This is a genomic window from Rhizobium sp. YTUHZ045 (assembly GCF_051124255.1).
GTDB lineage: Bacteria > Pseudomonadota > Alphaproteobacteria > Rhizobiales > Rhizobiaceae > Rhizobium.
In genome coordinates this window covers 2,606,818-2,628,131 of sequence record NZ_CP101432.1, presented here as the reverse complement: position 1 = coordinate 2,628,131, position 21,314 = coordinate 2,606,818, and the positions used below count along the sequence as shown (strand labels likewise).

The 21,314-nt window shown below is 60.3% G+C and carries 16 protein-coding genes; 11 read left to right on the top strand and 5 right to left on the bottom strand.

The features are described 5' to 3' along the window. Positions 1-333: 333 nt before the first annotated feature. Positions 334-507 (bottom strand): hypothetical protein, encoded by a 174-nt coding sequence (locus tag NMA58_RS13290; RefSeq protein ID WP_004668779.1) that lies wholly within the window; start codon positions 505-507, stop codon positions 334-336. A gap of 278 nt (positions 508-785) precedes the next feature. Between NMA58_RS13290 and NMA58_RS13285 the strand changes: the two genes are divergently transcribed. Continuing rightward, positions 786-2,618 (top strand): aminopeptidase P family protein, encoded by a 1,833-nt coding sequence (locus tag NMA58_RS13285; RefSeq protein ID WP_434710501.1) that lies wholly within the window; start codon positions 786-788, stop codon positions 2,616-2,618. 66 nt (positions 2,619-2,684) lie between these two features. Here NMA58_RS13285 and NMA58_RS13280 read toward each other — a convergent pair whose 3' ends face one another. Together NMA58_RS13280 and NMA58_RS13275 are read right to left on the bottom strand one after the other, a co-directional pair. Next, positions 2,685-2,993, bottom strand: coding sequence for an AzlD family protein (locus NMA58_RS13280; RefSeq protein WP_434710499.1), 309 nt, complete (start codon positions 2,991-2,993; stop codon positions 2,685-2,687). Positions 2,994-2,996: 3 nt separating this feature from the next. Next, entirely contained in the window at positions 2,997-3,728 is a 732-nt protein-coding gene (locus tag NMA58_RS13275; RefSeq protein WP_434710497.1) for an AzlC family ABC transporter permease, read from the bottom strand. Positions 3,729-3,859: 131 nt separating this feature from the next. Here NMA58_RS13275 and NMA58_RS13270 point away from each other — a divergent pair, with 131 nt between their 5' ends. Beyond that, on the top strand, positions 3,860-4,111 hold the full coding sequence (locus tag NMA58_RS13270; RefSeq protein ID WP_434710495.1) for a DUF2164 domain-containing protein: 252 nt from the start codon (positions 3,860-3,862) through the stop codon (positions 4,109-4,111). An 82-nt stretch (positions 4,112-4,193) separates the two neighbouring features. Next, complete coding sequence (locus NMA58_RS13265) at positions 4,194-5,786, top strand: hypothetical protein (RefSeq protein WP_434710493.1); 1,593 nt, start codon at positions 4,194-4,196, stop codon at positions 5,784-5,786. Positions 5,787-5,801: 15 nt separating this feature from the next. On the opposite strand, the gene pncA is transcribed toward NMA58_RS13265, so the two are convergent. Then, positions 5,802-6,428: a bifunctional nicotinamidase/pyrazinamidase gene (gene pncA / locus NMA58_RS13260; protein WP_434710491.1), complete on the bottom strand. Its 627-nt coding sequence runs from the start codon at positions 6,426-6,428 to the stop codon at positions 5,802-5,804. Positions 6,429-6,791: 363 nt separating this feature from the next. On the opposite strand from pncA, the gene NMA58_RS13255 reads away from it, so the two are divergent. Continuing rightward, complete coding sequence (locus tag NMA58_RS13255) at positions 6,792-7,139, top strand: hypothetical protein (RefSeq protein WP_097598119.1); 348 nt, start codon at positions 6,792-6,794, stop codon at positions 7,137-7,139. 28 nt (positions 7,140-7,167) lie between these two features. Here NMA58_RS13255 and NMA58_RS13250 read toward each other — a convergent pair whose 3' ends face one another. Further along, the gene (locus tag NMA58_RS13250) at positions 7,168-9,645 is read right to left on the bottom strand and encodes an ATP-dependent helicase (RefSeq protein WP_434710489.1); all 2,478 of its coding nucleotides are present in this window, start codon (positions 9,643-9,645) and stop codon (positions 7,168-7,170) included. A gap of 211 nt (positions 9,646-9,856) precedes the next feature. On the opposite strand from NMA58_RS13250, the gene NMA58_RS13245 reads away from it, so the two are divergent. The 7 genes from NMA58_RS13245 to NMA58_RS13215 all read left to right on the top strand — a co-directional run bounded on the left by NMA58_RS13245 (position 9,857) and on the right by NMA58_RS13215 (position 21,239). Then, entirely contained in the window at positions 9,857-10,333 is a 477-nt protein-coding gene (locus NMA58_RS13245) for a VOC family protein (RefSeq protein ID WP_430958339.1), read from the top strand. A 402-nt stretch (positions 10,334-10,735) separates the two neighbouring features. Next, positions 10,736-12,679: a PrkA family serine protein kinase gene (locus NMA58_RS13240; protein WP_434710487.1), complete on the top strand. Its 1,944-nt coding sequence runs from the start codon at positions 10,736-10,738 to the stop codon at positions 12,677-12,679. A gap of 12 nt (positions 12,680-12,691) precedes the next feature. Continuing rightward, positions 12,692-13,966 (top strand): YeaH/YhbH family protein, encoded by a 1,275-nt coding sequence (locus NMA58_RS13235; RefSeq protein ID WP_097597978.1) that lies wholly within the window; start codon positions 12,692-12,694, stop codon positions 13,964-13,966. After that, on the top strand, positions 13,963-15,513 hold the full coding sequence (locus NMA58_RS13230) for a SpoVR family protein (protein WP_434710485.1): 1,551 nt from the start codon (positions 13,963-13,965) through the stop codon (positions 15,511-15,513). The genes NMA58_RS13235 and NMA58_RS13230 overlap by 4 nt, the downstream gene beginning before the upstream one ends. A 202-nt stretch (positions 15,514-15,715) precedes the next feature. Continuing rightward, positions 15,716-16,624 carry an adenylate/guanylate cyclase domain-containing protein gene (locus NMA58_RS13225; RefSeq protein WP_434710483.1) on the top strand — a complete coding sequence of 303 codons (909 nt, stop codon included), beginning with the start codon at positions 15,716-15,718 and terminating at the stop codon, positions 16,622-16,624. A gap of 257 nt (positions 16,625-16,881) precedes the next feature. Then, positions 16,882-18,087 (top strand): efflux RND transporter periplasmic adaptor subunit, encoded by a 1,206-nt coding sequence (locus tag NMA58_RS13220; protein ID WP_434710481.1) that lies wholly within the window; start codon positions 16,882-16,884, stop codon positions 18,085-18,087. Continuing rightward, positions 18,084-21,239, top strand: coding sequence for an efflux RND transporter permease subunit (locus tag NMA58_RS13215; protein WP_434710479.1), 3,156 nt, complete (start codon positions 18,084-18,086; stop codon positions 21,237-21,239). The genes NMA58_RS13220 and NMA58_RS13215 overlap by 4 nt, the downstream gene beginning before the upstream one ends. The last annotated feature ends 75 nt before the right edge of the window (positions 21,240-21,314 follow it).

Genomic DNA, 21,314 nt, shown 5'->3' with positions numbered 1-21,314 from the left:
GAAGGGCAGATGAGGGGTGAGCGGCGAAGCCGCGAATGCGCTGAGCGCAAGCGAAGGACAATGAAGGGTGTGCCGTGCGGCACCCTCATCCGACCCTACGGGCCACCTTCTTCCCCGCTGGAGAGAAGAGGGAACAAGCCGTGACCTCAGTTGTTCCACAGGATAGCGCGCTTCCCGTGCCGTTCACAAAAGAAAAAGGCGGCGCCGATGGCACCGCCTTGGACCGGTCTTCCGGTCAATGACCGCGAGCTCGAAGGAGGAGGAGCGCTCGAGCGGGCTCTACTGCATTCCAATAGGCCGGTCCGGGAGGGAGGAGACGGACAGGCTTTAAGCTTAGAACGCGTAGCTGGGGGCGCCCTGGTGGCGCGTGACGCGCTGGCCGGCGCCGAGAAGCTTGAGGCTGTCCTCGTTCTGCGGGCGGCGGGCGCCGATCACGTGACGCACAGTCTGGCGTTCGCCAGCCTGCACCGGGCTGCTGTATGCGAAGCGCGAGAGAGAGGCGGTCATTTCAAAAATTCCTTTGTTTGCTGGCTCATCCGAACCGTTCTATGGTGGCTATATAGCTATTCTGAAATGCGGAGGCAGAGGGTTTTCATCATGGGAGCCATGCGGCCAATGCATAAAGCGTGCCAAATTAACTTTTGGTGTCACAGTTCCGTCAAAATGCCGAGCAGGCCCAACGGTTTCGCCTCGTTTCGTCGCTTTTTCTCCCCATCGATTTAAATTTCGCTAACATGGCCGGCATCCCGTTAACCAGATTCGTTTCAACTATTCGGATTTCCAGCATGTTCCAGTCTTTCGAAGTCACCTCCACGCCGCAGTTCGGCAAGGAACGAGTTTCGGCGCTGCGCGCTACTTTCGATTCGCTAGGCATCGATGCTTTCCTCGTGCCGCGCGCCGATGAGTTCAACGGCGAATATGTTCCGGCCTGCTCCGAGCGGCTGGCATGGCTGACGGGTTTCACCGGCTCGACGGGCATCGCGCTGATCCTGCGGACGCAGGCGATCGTCTTCGTCGACGGACGCTATGTGACGCAGCTCGCCGAACAAGTCGACGGCTCGGTGTTTTCGGGCGGCGATCTGGTGAACGAGCCGCCGCATGTCTGGCTTCCGGCAAACGGAACTAAGGGGCTGAGGCTCGGCATCGATCCCTGGCTTCACGCCGGCGCGGAAGTACGGCGTCTGGAAAGAGCACTGGCGGAGATCGGCGGGAGGTTGGTCTTCCTGCCGTACAATCCGCTCGACAGGTTGTGGAGCGATCGGCCTGCCGAGCCGCTCGGCGCCGTCACCATCCAGAATGTCGCCCAAGCCGGCGTGCTGGCAAGCGATAAGATTGCGACGATTGCCGCGGATCTTTCGAAGAAGAACCTCGCCGCGGTGCTGATTGCGGATCCCTCCTCGGTTGCCTGGATCTTCAATATCCGCGGTGCCGACGTGCCGCACACGCCGCATCCGCTGGCGCGCGCCATTATCCACGCCGACGGGCGGTCCGAACTCTTCCTGGACAAGCGCAAGACTGGAATCGAGACTGAGGCTTATCTCGGGCAGATATGCACGCAACTTCCGCCATCGGCACTCGAAGAGAGGCTTGCTGCCGTTTCCAGGGATCGCCGCGTGCTGATCGATGCTGATATCGCCTCCCATGCGCTGGCGGAGATTATCCGCGAGTCGGGCGGCGAAGTGGTGGAGGGCGCCGACCCCGCTAAGCTGCCGCGCGCGGTGAAAAACGACGTCGAAATCAACGGCTCGGCCGCTGCACATCTGCAGGATGGAGCAGCGATGGTGGAATTCCTTTATTGGCTTTCGCAGGAGAAGCCGGGCAGCGTAAGCGAAATTGCTGCTGCCGAACATCTGGAGGCGGTGCGCGCTCGGGTCGGCCAGAGCATGCAGAACCCGCTGAAGGATATTTCCTTCGATACGATCTCGGGCGCCGGCGAACATGCGGCGATCATGCATTATCGCGTTACCACCGAGACCAACCGGATGATCGCGGCAGGCGAACTCTTCCTGATCGATTCCGGTGCGCAATATATCAACGGCACGACCGATATTACCCGCACGGTCGGGATCGGCACGGTGTCAGAGGAGCATCGCCGTTTCTTCACGATGGTGCTCAAGGGAATGATCCAGATCAGCACGGCACGTTTCCCGAAGGGTACACGGGGCTGCGACCTCGATCCGCTGGCGCGGATCGCGCTGTGGCGGGCGGGCGCCGATTTTGCCCATGGCACAGGGCATGGGGTCGGCTCCTATCTCTCTGTGCATGAGGGGCCGCAGCGCATCTCCCGGCTTTCGACGCAGGAGCTGCTGCCCGGGATGATCCTTTCGAACGAGCCCGGTTATTACCGGCCTGGCAGCTTCGGCATCCGGATCGAGAACCTGATCTATGTGCGCGGCGCCGAGGAAATCGAAGGCGGCGACATGCCGATGCTCGGCTTCGAGACGCTGACCTTCTGCCCGATCGACCGCAACCTCGTCATTCCCGAGCTTCTGACCCATGATGAGCTGCATTGGTTCAACGACTATCACCGCCGCACATGCGAGGCGCTGATGCCGCTGATCCACGATCCCGACGTCAGGGCGTGGCTCGAAAACGCGACGCTGCCGCTCGAATATTAGGCAACAGACGGCGGAACACTGCTTTCGGGCTGCAAGGCCGCGCGCTTTCAGGCGCAAGGCCAGGGTTCAGGCGCCGATCGTGTAGCGCCATGCCATCACGACAACCCAAGCGGCAATCAGCATCCATGTATGGGAAATGCGCAGGCCGACGAAGAGGGCAACGATCAGCGCCAGTTTCGATTCCCAGCCGCCAATGAAGAAGGCAGGTGCGACAAGAGTGGTCAGCACGGCGGCCGGCACGGCGTTCAGCGCCGCTTCCATGCGCGGGGGAATGCTCTTCATTCGGGTGATGAGGATATAACCGCCGATGCGGGTGGCGAAGGTGGCGACTGCTGCGGCGAGTATGACGAGCGCCATATGGAGATCGAATTCCATGGCTCAGACCTCGTGCACTTCGGATTGAAAGGCGTCGGCTTCGAGATCCGGCACCTCGCGCGGCAGCGGCAGCAGGGCAGCCAGCACGATGCCGGCGGCCGCACCCAGGCTGACATGCCAGGGCGAGCCGACATAGCGGTAGGCGAGCACTGATGCTACCGCGCTGACGAGCGCCACCGGCAGGAAGTTGTCGCGCTTGCGGAAGCCGAGGACGATGCCGAGGAAATAGGCCGGCAGCAAGATATCGAGTCCAATTGCCTTGGGATCGCCGATGAAGCCGCCGAGCAGGCCGCCGGCGACGCTGATCAGCACCCAGGGAATGTAGATGATGACGCCGAAGCCGAGATACCAGGCGAAGGTAAGCGATTTGCCGGCTTCGCCCCGCTTGACCGCCTCGGCAAATTGCGGATCGACGAGCAGGAAAAAGGTGAAGAACTTCTGCACCGGGGTGAAATGGCCGATGTAGCGTGCTAAGGCCGCCGAATAGAGCACATGGCGAAAATTGACGGCCAGGATCGAAAGCACGATCAGCCAGGCATGAACCTGGTGGCCGAAGAGTTCGATTCCGACCATCTGGCTGGCACCGGCATAGACGGTGGCGCTCATGAAGGCGGCCTCGGAAAGCGACATGCCGTTTTCAACCGCCAGTGCTCCGAACAGCGCGCCAAAGGGCGCCGATGCCAGCGCAACGGCCGAGCCGCCCCGCAAACCTTCAACAAAGTCGGCGCGCTTCATGTGAGTGTCCTGTTGGAAATTCAGGTTTTCCTTATGGGCTACGGTCTTCCGCGGCAATTGAATTTCGTTGATTGACCAATCGATTTCGCTGAAGCATCAACGTCGTGATTGCATTTGTCGGAGAGGCAGGCATGCAGAAGATCGAATTTTCCAGGGAAGAAAAGGCTGAGATCGTTTCACGCATCCGCGTTTATTTCGACCGCGAACTGGATCCCATCGGCACCCTGCCGGCCGAATTCCTGCTCGATTTTTTTACCGAGGAGATCGGGCCTTACTTCTACAATCGAGGGCTGAGAGATGCCCAGGCTGCCTTATTGAAGAGAATGGAAGACGTGGCCGAAGATATCCATCTTCTCGAGAGAGAGCAGAAGTCCAGCGCCTGAAAATCAGACGGCAGGCCTGCTTAACGCCAAATTATGGCTGCGGCGATACGGTCGGCGCTTTCCGTCACCAGGTTGGTGTCATTTGGCCCTGATTGTCTCTGTTATTGATGAACCACGATCCGCCAGGCTCGCCAACGCGATGCTCTTCCTCGCCTGGCTTGCGCTGGCGTCTGCGCTTTGCTGGTCCGAAACGGTATGGCGTGACGAAGTTCGCGCATTGTCACTGGCCCTTCAGGGAGACAATTTCGCCGCTATGCTTCGCCAACTGCAGGGTGAGGGGCATCCTACACTATGGTATATCCTGCTGCGCGCCGCCTATGTCATAGTCGGCTCACCCGTCGTCTTGAAAATCGTCGCACTGACGATTGCGGCGGCCGCCGCCTACCTTCTTGTTTTCCGGTTGAAACTGCCCCTTCCCATCATGCTGCTGTCGCTGTTCAGCAGCTTCTCGATTTTCGATTATGCGGCAATGTCGCGAAATTACGGCATCAGCATGCTGGTGGTCTTCCTTATCGTCCTGAGCTGGGAGAGGGGAGTACGCAACGGGATATTGCTCGGCTTTTTGTTTGCCTTGCTGGCAAATACCAATGTCCACTCGGTCGTCCTCGTCGGCGGCTTTCTCGCCTATTGGTTTTTCGATCTGGTTCTGGCGCGGCCAAGACCCCGTTTGAGCGCATATCGGGCCTTTGTGACAGCTGCTGCCATTGCCGCGGTCGGCGTTGTTCTATGCGTCATGACGGTCTATCCGACCTTCAACGATGCCGGGCAGAACGATCTCGCGGACAAGAATTTCGCTTTGCTTGTCCTTTCTGCCTTTACCGCGGCCAGTTCCTATTTCATGGCATTCTACCCCGACCGGGTCCTTGAACTGGTCGTGGCTGATCCATCGCTCGCCCGGATTTTCGCGTCGCTCATGGCTGTGCTCATCTATGGCAGTCTGTTGGGGCTGGCCAACCGGCGACCGGCGATGTTCGCAGCAGCACTGGTTCTCCTCGGGCTTTCCCTGCTTTTTACGCTCGTTTACCCAGGTAGCTACAGGCATCAGGCGCTGTGGCTGGTCTTCATGATCGCAATCACCGCTTTGACCCAGCCGCCTCGGGTCGGCCTCGCCGATGTTGCCGGTACCGAAGCTGCCGGCGTCGTCGTGAAGATCGGGCGTCTGTGCTTCATGATATTGCTCGCGCTGCAGGTCGCTTCCGGCATCGAGAGGGTCCATCAATTCCTTTTCACCGATATGCCGCTCAGCCGAGCCCAGGATCTCGGCTCGTTCATTCAATCTCGTGCTGATCTCAAGGATGCGATCATCATGGCGGATCCCGACTATCTCGTGGAAGCCTTGCCCTATTACGTTTCCAATCGCACCTATCTTCTAAGAGAGGAACGGTTCGGTGCCATTGTGCATTATACCCGCAATGCGCGGCTTTCTCTCAGCCTTGCCGACATTCTGCAGACGGCGCGGCAGTTGCAGCAGAGCGAGCATGCCCCCGTCGTCATCCTTCTCTCACAGCGGCTTGAGCGAATTGCCGCGCCGGTCTCATTGCGCGAAAGTTACAATTGGCTGCTGTCCCTGACGCCAGAGGACATTTCCGCATTCCGGAGCGAGACGATCCTCGTCAAGCGCTTCGGCCCCACTGCCGGCAGCGATGAGACATTCGACGCCTATTTGTTGAAATAGTCGGCGATCGCAAGCTCATTGGCGCAAGGCATCTGCGCTTTTAATCACAGCGATGCCATGCGCCCGCATCTCGTCGATAGCGGCGGCAACACCTTCGGGGGTAATGCCGCGACTTGCATCCTCGATGAAGCGCACGCGCACACCAGGCATCATCTCGAGCGCGTCGAGCGCCGAGAACTTGACACAGTAATCAGTTGCCAGCCCGCAGACGTCGAGATCGGTGACACCCTGTTCCTGGAGAAAATTGGAAAGACCGGTCGAAGCATCCCGGTCATTGTCGCGGAATGCCGAATAGCTGTCGATCCTGGGATCCTCGCCCTTCTGCTGGATCAGGTCGATCTCTTCGGATCTCAGGTCCGGATGCAGTTCGGCGTCGAGCGTACCCTGGATACAGTGGTCGGGCCACATCATCTGTGGCTTGTCGGACAATTCGCCCATCTCGAAGGGAGCGGCGCCCGGATGGGCGGAGGCGAAACTGCCGTGGCCGGGCGGATGCCAGTCCTGCGAGGCGACGATCAAATCATATTTGCCGCTGTCGATCAGCCGGTTTGCGACGGGAACCACCTTGTCGCCGTCCGGCACCGGCAGATTGCCGCCGGGACAGAAGCCGTTTTGGATATCGACGAGCAGCAGCGCTTTCATCAAGGCCAATCCCTTCGCGTTATTGCAATGCAAATGCCAAATGCACCGAACACACCACTAGTGGATTTCCCAGCGCGGGTGCGCAAGTGTTAATTCTAGTACCTCCGGTAGTGGCTGGTCGAAAAAGCACACGCTAATGCAACCGTGGATATTGGTCGCGCTGACTCTCCTCTCGAAATGGCGGGAGCAGAAGTTTTTACGCTGCGGGATCTCCCCGGCAGAGCCTCATTTTCCCGGTGTCAGCCTTCATCGGTTTACCGGCTGAGGTGCTGCAGCACCGTCTTCGACGGCGACGTCCGCTCGAGCTTGCCCGCCGCCGCGATTTCTGCCTTCTTGGCTCATCAGCAAATCGAGATTGAAGCCATGTCCGAGCCTCAAGCAGATGAAAAGATCGATGCCACCTTCCGAAATGGCTCGCTGACTGCGACCGGGATCATTCTTGGTTTCTCCCTCAATTTCATCAGTCTCTGGGTGTCCAATCCCAATGACTGGAGCCGCGTCGATCTGCTGCCGATGTCGTTCCTGACCGTCGGTATCGCCATTCAGGTGAAGGTGTTTGCCGATCTGCTCGCGCGCGACTCCCTGCTCGCCGCAAAATATGACCGGGCTCGGCGACTGTTCCTGATCGGGCTGTCGATCGTCGCCGTCGGAATGGGCATCGCCCTGCTGAACGATATTCTCGGGCTCAGCAGTATGCGGATGTTCGGGTAAGGGTTCCCCACGCAGTATAGCCGCAAAATCAGACGCGCTCGACGAACCCGTCCAGCACCCGTTTCTGGCCGGCGCGATCGAAATCGATCGTCAGCTTGTTGCCTTCGATGCCGGTGATGTTGCCGTTGCCGAACTTCAAGTGGAAGACGCGGTCGCCGAGGGTGAAGCGCGACGGCTCCGAGGACGTGGACTTCGCCACCAGTTCGCCGTCGATCATGCGCCCCTTCGGGCCGCTTTCGCCGTAACCGATGCGTTCGACGGCGTGGCCGGAGCGGGTGCCCCAATTATCGCGGGTGGCGTCGGTCCTGTTGGCCTGCGCACGTTTCCAGCCGGGGGTCGAATAGGAGTTGGCGAAAGGTTCGGCCTTGTCGAAGCGGGACTGGCCGTAGCCGCCGCGGCCGTAACCGCCATAGCTCTGTTCCATCTCGGCGATCTCGACATGGCTCTCCGGCAGTTCGTCCAGGAAACGCGAGGGCAGGGTCGATTGCCAGAGACCGTGAATGCGGCGGTTGGAGACGAACCAGATGTGGCAGCGGCGTTTGGCGCGGGTAATGCCGACATAGGCGAGACGGCGTTCCTCCTCCAGGCCGGCGCGGCCGCTTTCATCGAGCGAGCGCTGGTGCGGAAAAAGGCCTTCCTCCCAGCCGGGCAGGAAGACCGTGTCGAATTCCAGGCCTTTGGCCGAGTGCAGCGTCATGATCGAGACGGCGTCGAGGTTCTCGTTGGTCTCGGCGTCCATGACGAGCGATACGTGCTCAAGGAAGCCGCGCATCGACTCGAAGCTTTCCATCGAGCGGATCAGTTCCTTCAGGTTTTCCAGTCGACCCGGGGCTTCGGCGCTCTTGTCGTTCTTCCACATGTCGGTATAGCCGGACTCTTCGAGGATCTGCTCGGCAAGTTCGGTATGCGGTGTGTTTTCAAGCAGCTCCTGCCATCGGCGGAAGGATTGAATCACGTCGAAGAGGGCTTTGCGCGCCTTTGGCTTCAGCTCGTCCGTTTCGATGATGTCGGCCGCTGCCGCCAGCATCGGGATGTCGCGGGCGCGGGCATAATCATGCAGCGCACGCACCGTTGTATCGCCGAGGCCACGCTTCGGCGTGTTGATGATGCGCTCGAAGGCGAGGTCGTCGGCCGGTTGTGCGACGAGCCGGAAATAGGCCATGGCATCGCGGATTTCGAGGCGCTCATAGAAGCGCGGGCCGCCAATGACTCGGTAGTTGAGGCCAAGGGTGACGAAGCGATCTTCGAATTCGCGCATCTGGAAGGAGGCGCGCACCAGGATCGCCATGTCGTTCAGCAGATGCTTGCTGCGCTGGAGTTGCTCGATCTCCTCGCCAATGGCGCGAGCTTCCTCCTCGGAGTCCCAGGAGGCGTGAACCTGCACCTTGACGTCATCGGGATCGGTGCGATCGGTGAACAACGTCTTGCCCAGACGCCCTTCATTATGGGCGATCAGATGGGCGGCGGCACCGAGGATATGTTCGGTCGATCGGTAGTTGCGCTCGAGCTTGATCACCTTGGCGCCGGGGAAATCCTTCTCGAAGCGAAGAATATTGTCGACCTCCGCACCGCGCCAGCCATAGATCGACTGGTCGTCGTCACCGACGCAGCAGACATTCTGCGGCTCGCCCTTGCTGCGCTGGGCCAGCAGCCTCAGCCACATATATTGGGCGGTGTTGGTATCCTGATATTCGTCGACGAGGATATAGCGGAAGCGGCCGTGATATTCCTTTAGGAGATCCGGATTCTTGCGGAAGATCGCGATCGGATGCATTAGCAGGTCGCCGAAATCGCAGGCGTTCAGCGTCGACAAGCGCGCCTGATAGGCGAAATAGAGATCGCGGCCGCGGCCATTGGCGAAGGCGCGGGCATCGCCTTCGGGAATATCGGCCGGGCCGAGGCCCTTGTTCTTCCAGGTGTCGATCATGCCGGCGAACTGCTTTGCCGGCCAGCGCTTGTCGTCGAGACCTTCGGCCTGGATCAACTGCTTGATCAGGCGGACGACGTCATCGGTGTCGAGGATGGTGAAATCGGAACTGAGGCCAACCAGCTCGGCGTGGCGGCGCAGAAGCTTGACGCCGATCGAATGGAAGGTGCCGAGCCAGGGCATGCCTTCGACGGCGCCGCCGACGAGCAGGGCGATGCGCTCCTTCATCTCGCGCGCGGCCTTGTTGGTAAAGGTGACGGCGAGGATCTGCGACGGGAAGGCGCGGCCGGTGTTGAGGATATGGGCGATGCGGGTCGTCAGCACGCGTGTCTTTCCGGTGCCGGCGCCGGCGAGCACGAGGACAGGACCTTCCAGCGTTTCGACGGCTTCAGTCTGTTCCGGGTTCAGTCCAGCGAGATAATCCGGCCGCTTGCCGCCGTTGCGCGCCGCCATGGCGCGGGCGGCGATGCCGCCGCCAGCGGCGGGCCTTCCGGCTGCAGCGACGGACGGCTGCGGCTTGCGCGCCACTTCGCCGGGCTCTTCGTCGAAGAAGGGAATATCGTCGAAACTATTGCTCATGGCGCGTAATGTAGTGATTCGGGAAGGAAAGACCAGAAAAGATGTTCTGCTTTCATTCCCGAACGACCACTATTGCCTGGGTGCGGGTGGCGAGGCTGCCGCGGGTGAGCGGGCGAAAAATTCCGATCGCGGCCTGTCGGAACCGGCGCCGACCAGACGTCCTCGAAGCACGGACAGAAGTCCGGGATACTCGCCAACAAGGAGGCTGTCTATGCCAAAGGTCATTTCAAATCTCTGGTTCGCCGAGCAGGCACGCGAAGCCGTTGAATTCTACGTGTCGATCATTCCGGATTCCACGATCGGCCGCACCACCATACTTCCGGCGGAAACGCCGAGCGGCCCTCCTGGCAGTGTCGAGCTGATCGAGTTCACGCTTGGCGACCAGGCCTTCCTGGCGATGAAGGCCGGTCCACTCGACAGCTTCAACCATTCCTTTTCGATCGCCATCCTTCTGGAAAGCCAGGCGGAGATCGATCGGATATGGGATGCTTTCCTCGCCAATGGCGGCATGCCGGAGGCCTGCGGCTGGCTGAAGGACCGCTGGGGTCTTTCCTGGCAGATCGTCCCGCGCGCTCTCTCCGAGATGATCGCCGACGAAGATCGCGAGCGGGCAAGGCGCGTCACCGAAGTCATGCTTGGCATGGTCAAGATCGATGTGGCTGCGCTGGAGAAGGCATTCAATGGCTAAGAGCGCTGGAGACGCATGATCGAGACGGCGCATCGTGACGATTCGCCCGGTTTCATCCCACGGCGAGCGCGCTCTGGCACCCCTGACGTCAGCGCCAGCTTGCTCTCACCGGCGGCTAACGTCGAATTTCCACGGCTCGAATCACGGGCGCCATTGCACACCTTTTTGACATTCATGTCACGTCGCTAAATGTGCTGATATGCCAACGACCCCTTTCTCAACTAGAATGAGAAACAGTTTCGTGGAGTAAAAAAATACCGGTGCATGCACAATTTTGTGCATTGCTACAAACGGAACGTCAGCGTCGAATATACCTACGAAACTATTGATTCTAAGGAACGCCGTGGCCATCTCGATGGTTATACGGCTTAGAGCCTGCGGCATAACCTTAATGGAGGTCCCATGCTGAGTGAATCCGTATTCGATGCGTTTACCCGCAGTTATGAAGCGCGCCGCGAAAGCGACCTGTCGGTTTCGGAATATCTCGATCTCTGCAAAACCGATCCGATCGCCTATGCCAATGCGACCGAGCGTCTGCTCGCGGCAATAGGTGAGCCGCAGATGGTTGACACTGCCAAGGATGCGCGCCTCGGCAGAATCTTCATGAACAGGACCATCCGGGTTTATCCGGCCTTTGCCGGTTTTCACGGTATGGAAGAGACAATCGAACGCATCGTCTCCTTCTTTCGGCATGCAGCGCAGGGGCTCGAGGAGCGCAAGCAGATTCTTTATCTGCTCGGTCCGGTCGGGGGCGGCAAGTCCTCGCTGGCTGAGCGGCTGAAGCAGTTGATGGAAGTGCATCCGATCTATGTGCTGAAGGCCGGTGACGAGATCAGTCCCGTGTTCGAAAGCCCGCTCAACCTCTTCGATCCGGAGACGATGGGCCCGCTCCTGCAGGAGCAGTATGGAATCCCGCAGCGGCGGCTGAACGGATTGATGAGCCCGTGGTGCCTGAAGCGGCTCGACGATTTCGGAGGCGATATTTCTCGATTCCGCGTCGTCAGGATACAACCTTCGCGATTGCGCCAGATAGCAATCGCGAAGACCGAGCCAGGCGATGAGAACAACCAGGACATCTCCTCGTTGGTCGGCAAGGTAGATATCCGCAAGCTGGAAACCTACTCTCAGAATGATCCGGATGCCTACAGCTATTCGGGCGGGCTGAACCGGGCCAATCAGGGCGTGCTCGAATTCGTCGAGATGTTCAAGGCGCCGATCAAGATGCTGCACCCGCTGCTGACGGCAACGCAGGAGGGCAATTATATCGGCTCCGAGAATATCGGTGCCATACCTTTCTCCGGCATCGTCCTTGCTCATTCGAACGAGGCGGAGTGGCAGACCTTTAAGGCCAACAAGAACAATGAGGCCTTTATCGACCGTATCTGTGTGATCAAAGTGCCCTATTGCCTGAGGGTGACAGAGGAACAGAAGATCTACGAAAAACTGATCGAGGGATCGGAACTGGTGGATGCTCCATGCGCCCCGGCAACGCTCGAAATGCTAGCGCGTTTCTCCGTCCTTTCACGGCTGCGCAAGCACGAAAATTCGACCTTCTTCTCGAAGATGCGCACCTATGACGGGGAGAGCCTGAAAGAAAGCGATCCGCGCGCCCGCAGTGTCCAGGAATACCGGGATGCTGCCGGCATCGATGAAGGCATGGACGGGATATCAACTCGCTTCGCCTTCAAAGTGCTCGCCTCCACCTTCAATCACGACACCACCGATATCGGCGCCGATCCCGTCCATCTGATGTATGTGCTGGAACAGGCGATCCGTCGCGAGCAATTCCCTGATGATGTCGAGAAGCGCTATCTGGAATTCATCAAGGCCGATCTTGCGCCACGCTACGCAGAGTTCATTGGCAACGAGATTCAGAAAGCCTATCTTGAATCCTATTCGGACTACGGACAGAATCTGTTCGACCGTTATGTAGATTATGCCGACGCCTGGATCGAAGATGTGGACTTCAAGGATCCCGATACTGGTCAGCTTCTCGACCGCGAGCTCCTCAATCAGGAGCTGACGAAGATCGAAAAGCCGGCGGGAATCGCCAATCCGAAGGATTTCCGCAACGAAATCGTCAAGTTCTCGCTGAGATCGCGGGCAGCCAATGGCGGAAAAAATCCGTCATGGACGAGCTACGAGAAAATCCGGGAAGTCATCGAGAAGCGTATGTTCTCGCAGGTCGAAGATCTCTTGCCGGTGATTTCCTTCGGATCGAAGAAGGATTCGGAAACAGAAAAGAAGCATAGCGAATTCGTCTCGCGCATGGCCGCGCGAGGTTACACGGAACGGCAGGTTCGGCGCCTCGTCGAATGGTACATGCGCGTCAAACAGGCAAGTTAATGCGGAGCCATTATGCACATTGTCGACCGGCGGCTAAATCCGCGCGGTAAAAGTCTGGAAAATCGTCAGCGGTTCCTTCGACGCATGAAGGGAGCCGTGCAGCAGGCGGTGAAACGTTCGCTGCAAAATCGAAACATTCGAGACGTGCTCGACGGCGGGGAGATCAGCCTGCCGATCGATGGGATGGCAGAACCAAGCTTTCGAAGGGGTGAAGGCGGCATCGCCGACCACATCCTGCCCGGGAACCGGGCTTTCGTCGAGGGGGACATCATTCCGCGGCCGCCGGGCGGGAAGGGCGGAAAACCAAAAGATGCAGGCGAGGGCGACGGTGAGGATGGCTTCCGTTTCGTACTGACGCGGGAGGAATTCCTCGATGTGTTCCTTGACGACCTCGAATTGCCAGACCTCGCCAAGCGGCGTCTAGCCGAAACCGAGGAGGAAACTCCGTTCCGGGCCGGCTATTCCGTATCAGGGTCGCCTTCCAACATTGCCGTCGGCCGCACGACGAAGCTGGCAATGATGCGCCGCGTTGCGCTTGGCCGCCCACGCCGCGAAGAAATCGAAGCCCTGCAGCGGCAGATCGAGGAATGCGAGGACGAGGAGACCCGTCTGGCGCTTGAGACAAAACTCAAAGCCCTGACGGAAAAAAGCCGGCGCATTCCCTATATCGATCCGCTTGATGTCCGCTATCGCCGCTTCGAAAACGAGCCGAAGCCCGTCGCGAAAGCGGTGATGTTCTGCCTGATGGACGTGTCAGGCTCCATGTCGGAGCACATGAAGGACCTCGCGAAGCGATTCTATCTGCTGCTCTACCTTTTCCTGTCGAAACGCTACAAGAAGGTGGAAATCGTCTTCATCCGTCATACCGACAGGGCTGAGGAGGTCGATGAGGAAACCTTCTTCTACGGCCCGGCGACGGGTGGCACGCTGGTTTCGAGTGCGCTTGCCGCAATGCGGGCAATTATCGCAGCGCGTTTCGACCCGGCGGAGTGGAATATTTATGGTGCCCAGGCCTCGGATGGCGACAACGCCCATTCGGACGGAAATCTGACCGGGCAGCTGCTGCGCGAGATTTTGCCGCTATGCCAGTATTTCGCCTATATCGAAGTCGGCGAGGAGGGCGGCGATTCTTCAATATCGCGATCGCCGCTGTGGATGCTCTATGATGGGATCCGTTCCGAACCGCTGCCGCTTTCAATGCGCAAGGTCTGCCGGCGAAGCGAAATATTCCCTGTTTTCCACGATCTCTTCCAGAAACGTGAGGCACAGTCGAAGGTGACGCCATGACCATGACGGTGAGGCCAAGAGAGCGGCTCCTATTCGAGGGGGCCGACTGGGACTTTGCAACGCTGCAGCGCATCCACGATGCGTGCGAAGAGATCGCGCTCGGTGAACTCGGCCTCGATGTCTATCCGAACCAGATCGAAGTCATTACCTCGGAGCAGATGCTGGATGCCTATTCCTCGACCGGCATGCCGCTCTTTTACCGTCATTGGTCTTTCGGAAAGCACTTCGCGCATCACGAGACCTTCTACCGCCGCGGGATGCGTGATCTTGCCTACGAGATCGTCATCAACAGCTCTCCCTGCATCTCCTATCTGATGGAGGAAAACACGGCGACGATGCAGACGCTCGTCACCGCCCATGCGGCCTTCGGCCACAATCACTTCTTCAAGAACAACTATCTCTTCAAGCTCTGGACCGATGCCGAGGGAATTCTTGATTATCTCGATTTCGCCAAAGGCTATATCACCCGCTGCGAAGAGCGCTACGGCGAGACGGCGGTCGAAAGAACGCTCGATGCGGCGCATGCGCTCATGTCGCATGGGGTGCATCGATATGCCGGCAAGACCACCATCGACCTTCGCCAGGAGGAGAAGCGGGAACAGGAGCGTCGCGCCCACGAGGAGCAGATGTTCAACGATCTGTGGCGCACGGTTCCCGTCGGGAAGGCGAAGAAGACGGGTGACATAGGCTTGGAAAAGCGGCGCGCCGCGCTCGGTCTCCCGCAGGATAATATCCTCTATTTTCTCGAGAAATCTGCGCCCCGGCTGCAGCCGTGGCAGCGCGAGATCCTTCGCATCGTGCGCCACGTCGCGCAATATTTCCATCCCCAGCGGCAGACCAAGGTCATGAACGAGGGAACCGCCACCTTCGTCCACTATCAGATCATGAACCGACTTCACGAGCGGGGGCAGATCAGCGACGGCAACTTCCTCGAATTCCTGAAGTCGCACGCCAATGTCGTCTTCCAGCCAAACTACGACGATCGGCGGTTCTCGGGTTTCAATCCCTATGCGCTTGGTTTTGCGATGATGCAGGACATCGAGAGGATCGTCACGAAGCCGACGGAAGAGGACCGGGCATGGTTTTCCGATATCGCGGGAAGAGGCGACGCGATGGGGGTCCTGCGCGACATCTGGGCGAATTACCGCGACGAAAGTTTCATCAGCCAGTTCCTCAGTCCGAACCTGATCCGGCGGTTTCGGCTGTTCCATCTCTACGACGATCCGGAACAGACCGAAGGTGTGCTGGTTTCGGCAATTCACAATGAACGCGGCTATCTGCGCATTCGTCGCCAGCTCTCCCGCGAATACGATATCGGCTGGACCGATCCGGCAATCGATATCGTCGATGTCGATCTCGCCGGCGACCGTCGCCTGTTGCTGCAGCATATCGTCATGAACGGCTGCTATCTGCAGGAAGGTGACACGAAGCTCGTCCTGCAACATCTTGCCGATCTTTGGGGCTACGATGTGCTGCTTCAGGAAATCGACGGTTCGAGCAGCGTGGCGAAGGAACACACGGCAAGCCCGCGCAAGATCGTTCAATGATCCGTTGTTTTGCAACGTGTCGGGCTAAAGCGCATCGTACGCCTCCATCCTTTGTCCGCATCCGGCGGCGATCGGCAATTATCGATGGCAACAAACACAAAGGCTGCGTAATTTAACGCCGCTGCAATCGTTCATATTGGTCTCCACTCAACCCAATTCCACCTTGCGGCGACCTTTCGGGATAGCGCAAAGGCGAGCGACAATGAGTGAAACGCGGCGGAAGCTGACGACGATCTTCTGTGCTGACGTGCAAGACTACACACGGCTGATGGGGGCCGACGAGGAGGGGACGCTTGCGACGCTGAAGCGCTGCCGCGACGCGATGGCACATTTGATCGAGAGCCATGGCGGCCGCGTCGTCAACACCTGGGGCGACGGACTGATCGCCGAGTTTCCGAGCGTCGTCGAAGCCGTGCGCGCGGCCGTCGATATCCAGAACGAACTTGCCGGCTTCAATGCCGGCCGCCCGAGCGACGGGCGCATGCTCTTCCGCATCGGCATCAATCTCGGCGACGTGATCGTCGAAGGCGATGACATTTATGGCGACGGCGTCAATATCGCCGCGCGGCTGCAGACGTCGGCTTCGCCCGGAGGCATCGTAATATCAAGCACCGTCTACGATCAGGTGCGCAACAAGGTGGCTGTTGGTTTCGAGTTTCTCGGGCCGCTGACAGTGAAGAACGTCGAAGAGGGCGTGCCGAGCTACGCGGTGAGAATCGGCGAGGGAGGCGAGGAAACGCCGCCTGCCGAACGACCCGCCGCCCGGCAACAGCCAGCCGCCGCCGTCACGGCCGAGGCAAGGCCGGTGTCCGGCGGACGGAGGCTGTTTGCCGTGCTTGGCGTCATCGCCGTCGTGCTGATCTTCATCAATCTCCTGTCGTGGCAGGGTGTTTTCTGGGCGCGCTTTCCACTGCTTGCGATAGCCGTTGTTGCAGCGCTCGCCTGGAATCGTGAACAGACGCGTTTCGACCGCAGGATGGCCACGCTCGCGATTGTGGCGCTCGGCATCATCGGCATCAACGTCCTCACCTGGAGCGGGACCTTCTGGGCGGTTTGGCCGATACTGGGGATCGCAGCGACCATCGGCCTGCGGTGGTCGCTGCGTCGATAGCTAGTTCTTCACTGGTTTTGATGGTTATCTCGCTTCAGTAACGACGGCGACAAGAGGTTTTCGAGTTTCGTTCAAGCAAAAGTGAGCGGCCGGGTTATTTCCAATCTTCGCTGATATTACAAATCGGTAATGCCGGCCGCTTATGCTTGTCGGTAAGCTGTAAACGCGCGATATTGTCGCATCAGATGGGAAGCTTGATCCCGCAGCGCCTCTTTCGACCGACCCTGGTCCAACCTCGAGTCCCTCCGGAGACGTGAATGGCCTTTTGGAAGCAGTTTATACTTTCGCTCATCGTCATCATTGCCGGTTTTGCCGCGTGGGTTTTCTTTGCGCCCGGCGCCGGCGATAAGATGCGCGATGCAGGCATTCCGGATAGCCTCATTTCCATGATCGCGCCTCAGGCTCCTGAAACAGCCGATGCCGGTGCTTCCGCTGGGGCCCAGGGACAACGGGGCGAAGGGCAAGGACAGGGTCAAAACCGCCGCGGCGGCGGGCGCAACAGCGCCATTCTCGTCGCGACGGAAGCCGTCGTCCAGGGCGTCGTCAACGACCGGCTGAATGCCATCGGTACAGGCGATGCGATCCGTTCCGTCGCGGTGACGCCGCAGGCATCGGGCACGATCCGCGAAATCCTCATCAAGTCGGGCGACAGGGTGAAGGCCGGGCAGGTGCTCGCCAAGCTCGACAGCGAGGAGCAGGTGATCGCCCGCGGCCAGGCGGACGTGGCGGTGAAGGCCGCGGTCGAGAAGTCCAATCTCTATCACAACATCAAGTCCAGCGTGTCGCGCATGGACGTCTTCGATTCCGAGATCGCCGAGCAGGGCGCGCGACTACAGTTGCAGGCCGCCGAGCTCAATCTCGCCCGACGCAACATCACGGCCCCGATCGACGGCATCGTCGGCATCGTGCCCGTCAATATCGGCGACAATGTCACCACAACCACGCCGATCGTCACACTGGACGATCGGTCGGAAATCCTCGTCGATTTCTGGGTGCCGGAGCGCTTTGCCAATACGGTTGCGGTCGGCCAGCCGGTGGAGGCGATGTCGGTGGCAAGACCGGGGCAGATGTTTTCCGGCGTGATCGAGGCTGTCGACAACCGCATTGACGCGGCAAGCCGCACGCTGCGCCTGCGCGCCCGCATCGACAACGCCTCCGACGAGCTGCGCGCTGGCATGTCCTTCAGCGTCAGCATGAAATTCCCCGGCGACAAATATCCGGCGGTCGATCCGCAGTCGGTGCAGTGGGATTCGCAAGGGTCCTTCGTCTGGCGCGTGACCGACGACAAGTCGCACAAGGTGCGCGTGAGCGTCGTGCAGCGCAATCCCGACTTCATTCTCGTCAAGGCCGACCTCAAGGACGGCGACAAGATCGTGACGCAGGGCCTGCAGCGCGTGCGTGAGGGTGGCGCGGTGCGTGTTTCCGCCGATGTTGCCGCGAGTGGGGAGGTCGCCACCCAATGAGCGTGACCGAGATGCCTCAGGACCGAGCGTCGGGCAAGCAGAGTTTCACCGCGCTTTTCGTTCGCCGGCCGATCCTGGCGCTGGTGTTCAATACGCTGATGGTCGTCGCCGGCCTTGCAGCCTATGTCGGCGTCGAGGTGCGGGAGCTGCCTGATGTCGACCGTCCCGTCGTCACCGTGCGCACCACTTTCGACGGCGCTTCACCGCAGACGATCGACCAGGAACTGACCAAGGTGATCGAGGGTGCAGTCGCCCGCGTCAGCGGCCTGAAGTCGATCTCCTCGACCTCTTCCTTCGGCCAGAGCCGGGTGACGCTCGAATTCTCCGATGCGATCGATCTCGCGGTCGCCGCCAACGACGTGCGCGATGCAATCGGCCGCATCACGCAGAACCTGCCAGACGAGGCAGATGCGCCGCAGATCGTCAAGGCGGATTCGGATTCTTCGCCGATCATGCGGCTTGCCGTCACCTCCACCAAGCTCAACATGGACGACCTGACGCAGCTCGTCGAGAACGAGGTGATCGATCGCCTCGCCTCCGTCGATGGCGTCGCGGATGTCGAGGAATATGGCGACCAGGAGAAGGTCTTCCGCGTCGATGTCGATCAGGGGGCGCTCGCCAGCCGCGGGCTCACCATTGGCGACCTTACCAAGGCGCTCGACAATGCCGCGCTTGACGTGCCGGCCGGCTCGCTGAAGAGCGCGACGCAGGATATCGTCGTGCGTGCCACCGCCAATCTGCAGACGCCGGCGGATTTTTCCGATGTCATGCTGCAAGACCGCGTCCGGCTGGGCGATGTCGCGACGGTAACGCTCGGGCCGCGCGACGGCGATACGGCGCTGCGCTCGAACGGCAAGCCCGGCATCGGCCTTGGCATCATCCGTCAGGCGCAGTCGAATACGCTCAATATTTCGACCGGCATCAAGGCGGCCGTCGAGCAACTATCGAAGACGCTGCCCGAGGGAACGACGATCGCCATCACCAGCGACGATGCGGTCTTCATCCAGGGCGCGATCCATGAGGTGGTGCTGGCGCTGGTGCTTGCCGCCGTCATCGTCACCGCGGTTATCTATCTCTTCCTGCGCGACTGGCGGGCAACGCTGATCCCGGCCGTCAGCATGCCTGTGGCGCTAATCGGCACGCTGGCCGCGATCTACATGGTCGGCTTTTCGATCAACATCCTGACACTGCTTGCGATCGTGCTCGCCACCGGCCTCGTCGTCGACGACGCGATTGTGGTGCTCGAAAACATCGTGCGCCGGCGCGCCGAGGGCATGGGACCGCGCGCGGCCGCCGTGCTCGGCACGCGCGAAGTGTTCTTCGCAGTTATCGCCACGACAGCGACGCTGGCGGCCGTCTTCATCCCGCTTTCGTTCCTGCCGGGGCAGGTCGGCGGTCTCTTCCGCGAATTCGGCTTTGTACTCGCCTTCTCGGTAGGACTATCGTCGATCGTGGCGCTGACGCTCTGCCCGATGCTCGCCTCGCGCATGCTGACGAAGCCGATGATTGAGGATCACGGAGCGCTCGGTCGCTTCGGCGGCGCGCTCGCCCGTTGCTACAAATGGGCACTGCACGGATGCCTCAACGCGCCCTTCGTGGTTATCCTGGTCTCGTTGATGTTTGCCGGCGCGGCGCTCATCGCCTTCTCGACGGTCAAGAGCGAGCTCACGCCGGAAGAAGACCGGTCACTGGTGATGATGCGGCTGACGTCGCCGCAGGGATCGAGCCTCGAATATACCCGCGACAAGATGCAGCTCGTCGAGGAATATCTGCAGCCGCTGGTCGATAGCGGCGACATCCGCAACGTCTTCTCGATCTCCGGGCAGGGCGGCTCGCTGAACAGCGGCTTCATGGTGCTGACGCTTGCTCCCTGGGGAGAGCGTCACCGGACGCAGGCCGAGATCGTCGGCGACATCAATCAGGCGGCGGCGAAGGTGCCGGCGCTGCGCGGCAACGCCATATCTTCCAACAGCCTGCGCATCCGCGGCGCCGGCAGCGGTGTGCAGATGGCGCTTGTTGGTAACGATCACGAGGCGCTGACGGCGGCGGCCGCCAAGCTGGTGCAGGCGCTCGACGCCACCGGCCAATACGATACGCCGCGGCTCACCAACGAGCCCAGTCAAGCGCAGGTGTCGGTGGCGATCGACCGCGAGCGTGCTTCCGATCTCGGCATCGACATCACGGGGCTGTCGACGGCGATCCAGTCGCTGCTCGAAGGGCGCTCGGTGGTCGATGTCTTCGTCGACGGCGAATCCTATCCCGTGCTTTTGACTTCGACGACGCGGCCTATCGATGATCCCACGGATCTCGAAAACGTGTTCCTGAAAACCGGTGACGGCAAGATCGTGCCGATGTCCGTCATCGCCACGATGAAGGAAGGATCGGTCGCGCCGCAGCTGAACCGCGAGCAGCAGCTCGCCTCCGTCGCGATCACCGCCGGCCTCAAGAACGGCATGTCGCTCGGCGATGCCGTGAGACAGGTGACTGCGCTCGCCGAGCCGCTGCTGCCGCCGGGTTCGCGCCTCCTGCCGCTTGCGGAAGCCGCGACGCTGGAAGAGAATTCGAACGGCATGGCGCTGACCTTCGGCTTTGCCATCGTCATCATCTTCCTGGTACTCGCCGCCCAGTTCGAAAGCGTGCTCTCCTCGGTAATCATCATGTCGACGGTGCCGCTCGGCCTTGCCTGCGCCGTCTTCGCTTTGATCATCACCGGTTCCAGCCTGAACATCTACAGCCAGATCGGCCTCGTGCTGCTCGTCGGCGTGATGGCGAAGAACGGCATCCTGATCGTCGAATTCGCCAATCAGTTGCGTGACAGGGGCGAGAACGTGCGCTCTTCGATCGAGAAGGCCTGCGCGCTGCGCCTTCGCCCCGTGATGATGACGATGATCGCCACCATCCTCGGCGGCGTGCCGCTGGTCTTTGCCCACGGCGCGGGTGCGGAAGCGCGCGTGGCGCTCGGCTGGGTGATCGTCGGCGGCCTGGGCTTCGCGACGCTGGTGACGCTGTTCATCACGCCGGTCGCCTATCTCCTGCTTGCCCGCTTCGCCAAGCCGCATGCCCACGAGGAGGCGCGCCTGCACGAGGAGATGTCGGTCGCGACGAGGCTGCCCCCGGCCCCCAACGAGGAGCAGCTGCAGGCCGCCGAGTAAGCCTTCCATGCGCATTGAACACGCCGCCGGATTGCCATTCGGCGGCGTTTCTTATGGTGTATGAAGCCTTGCGGA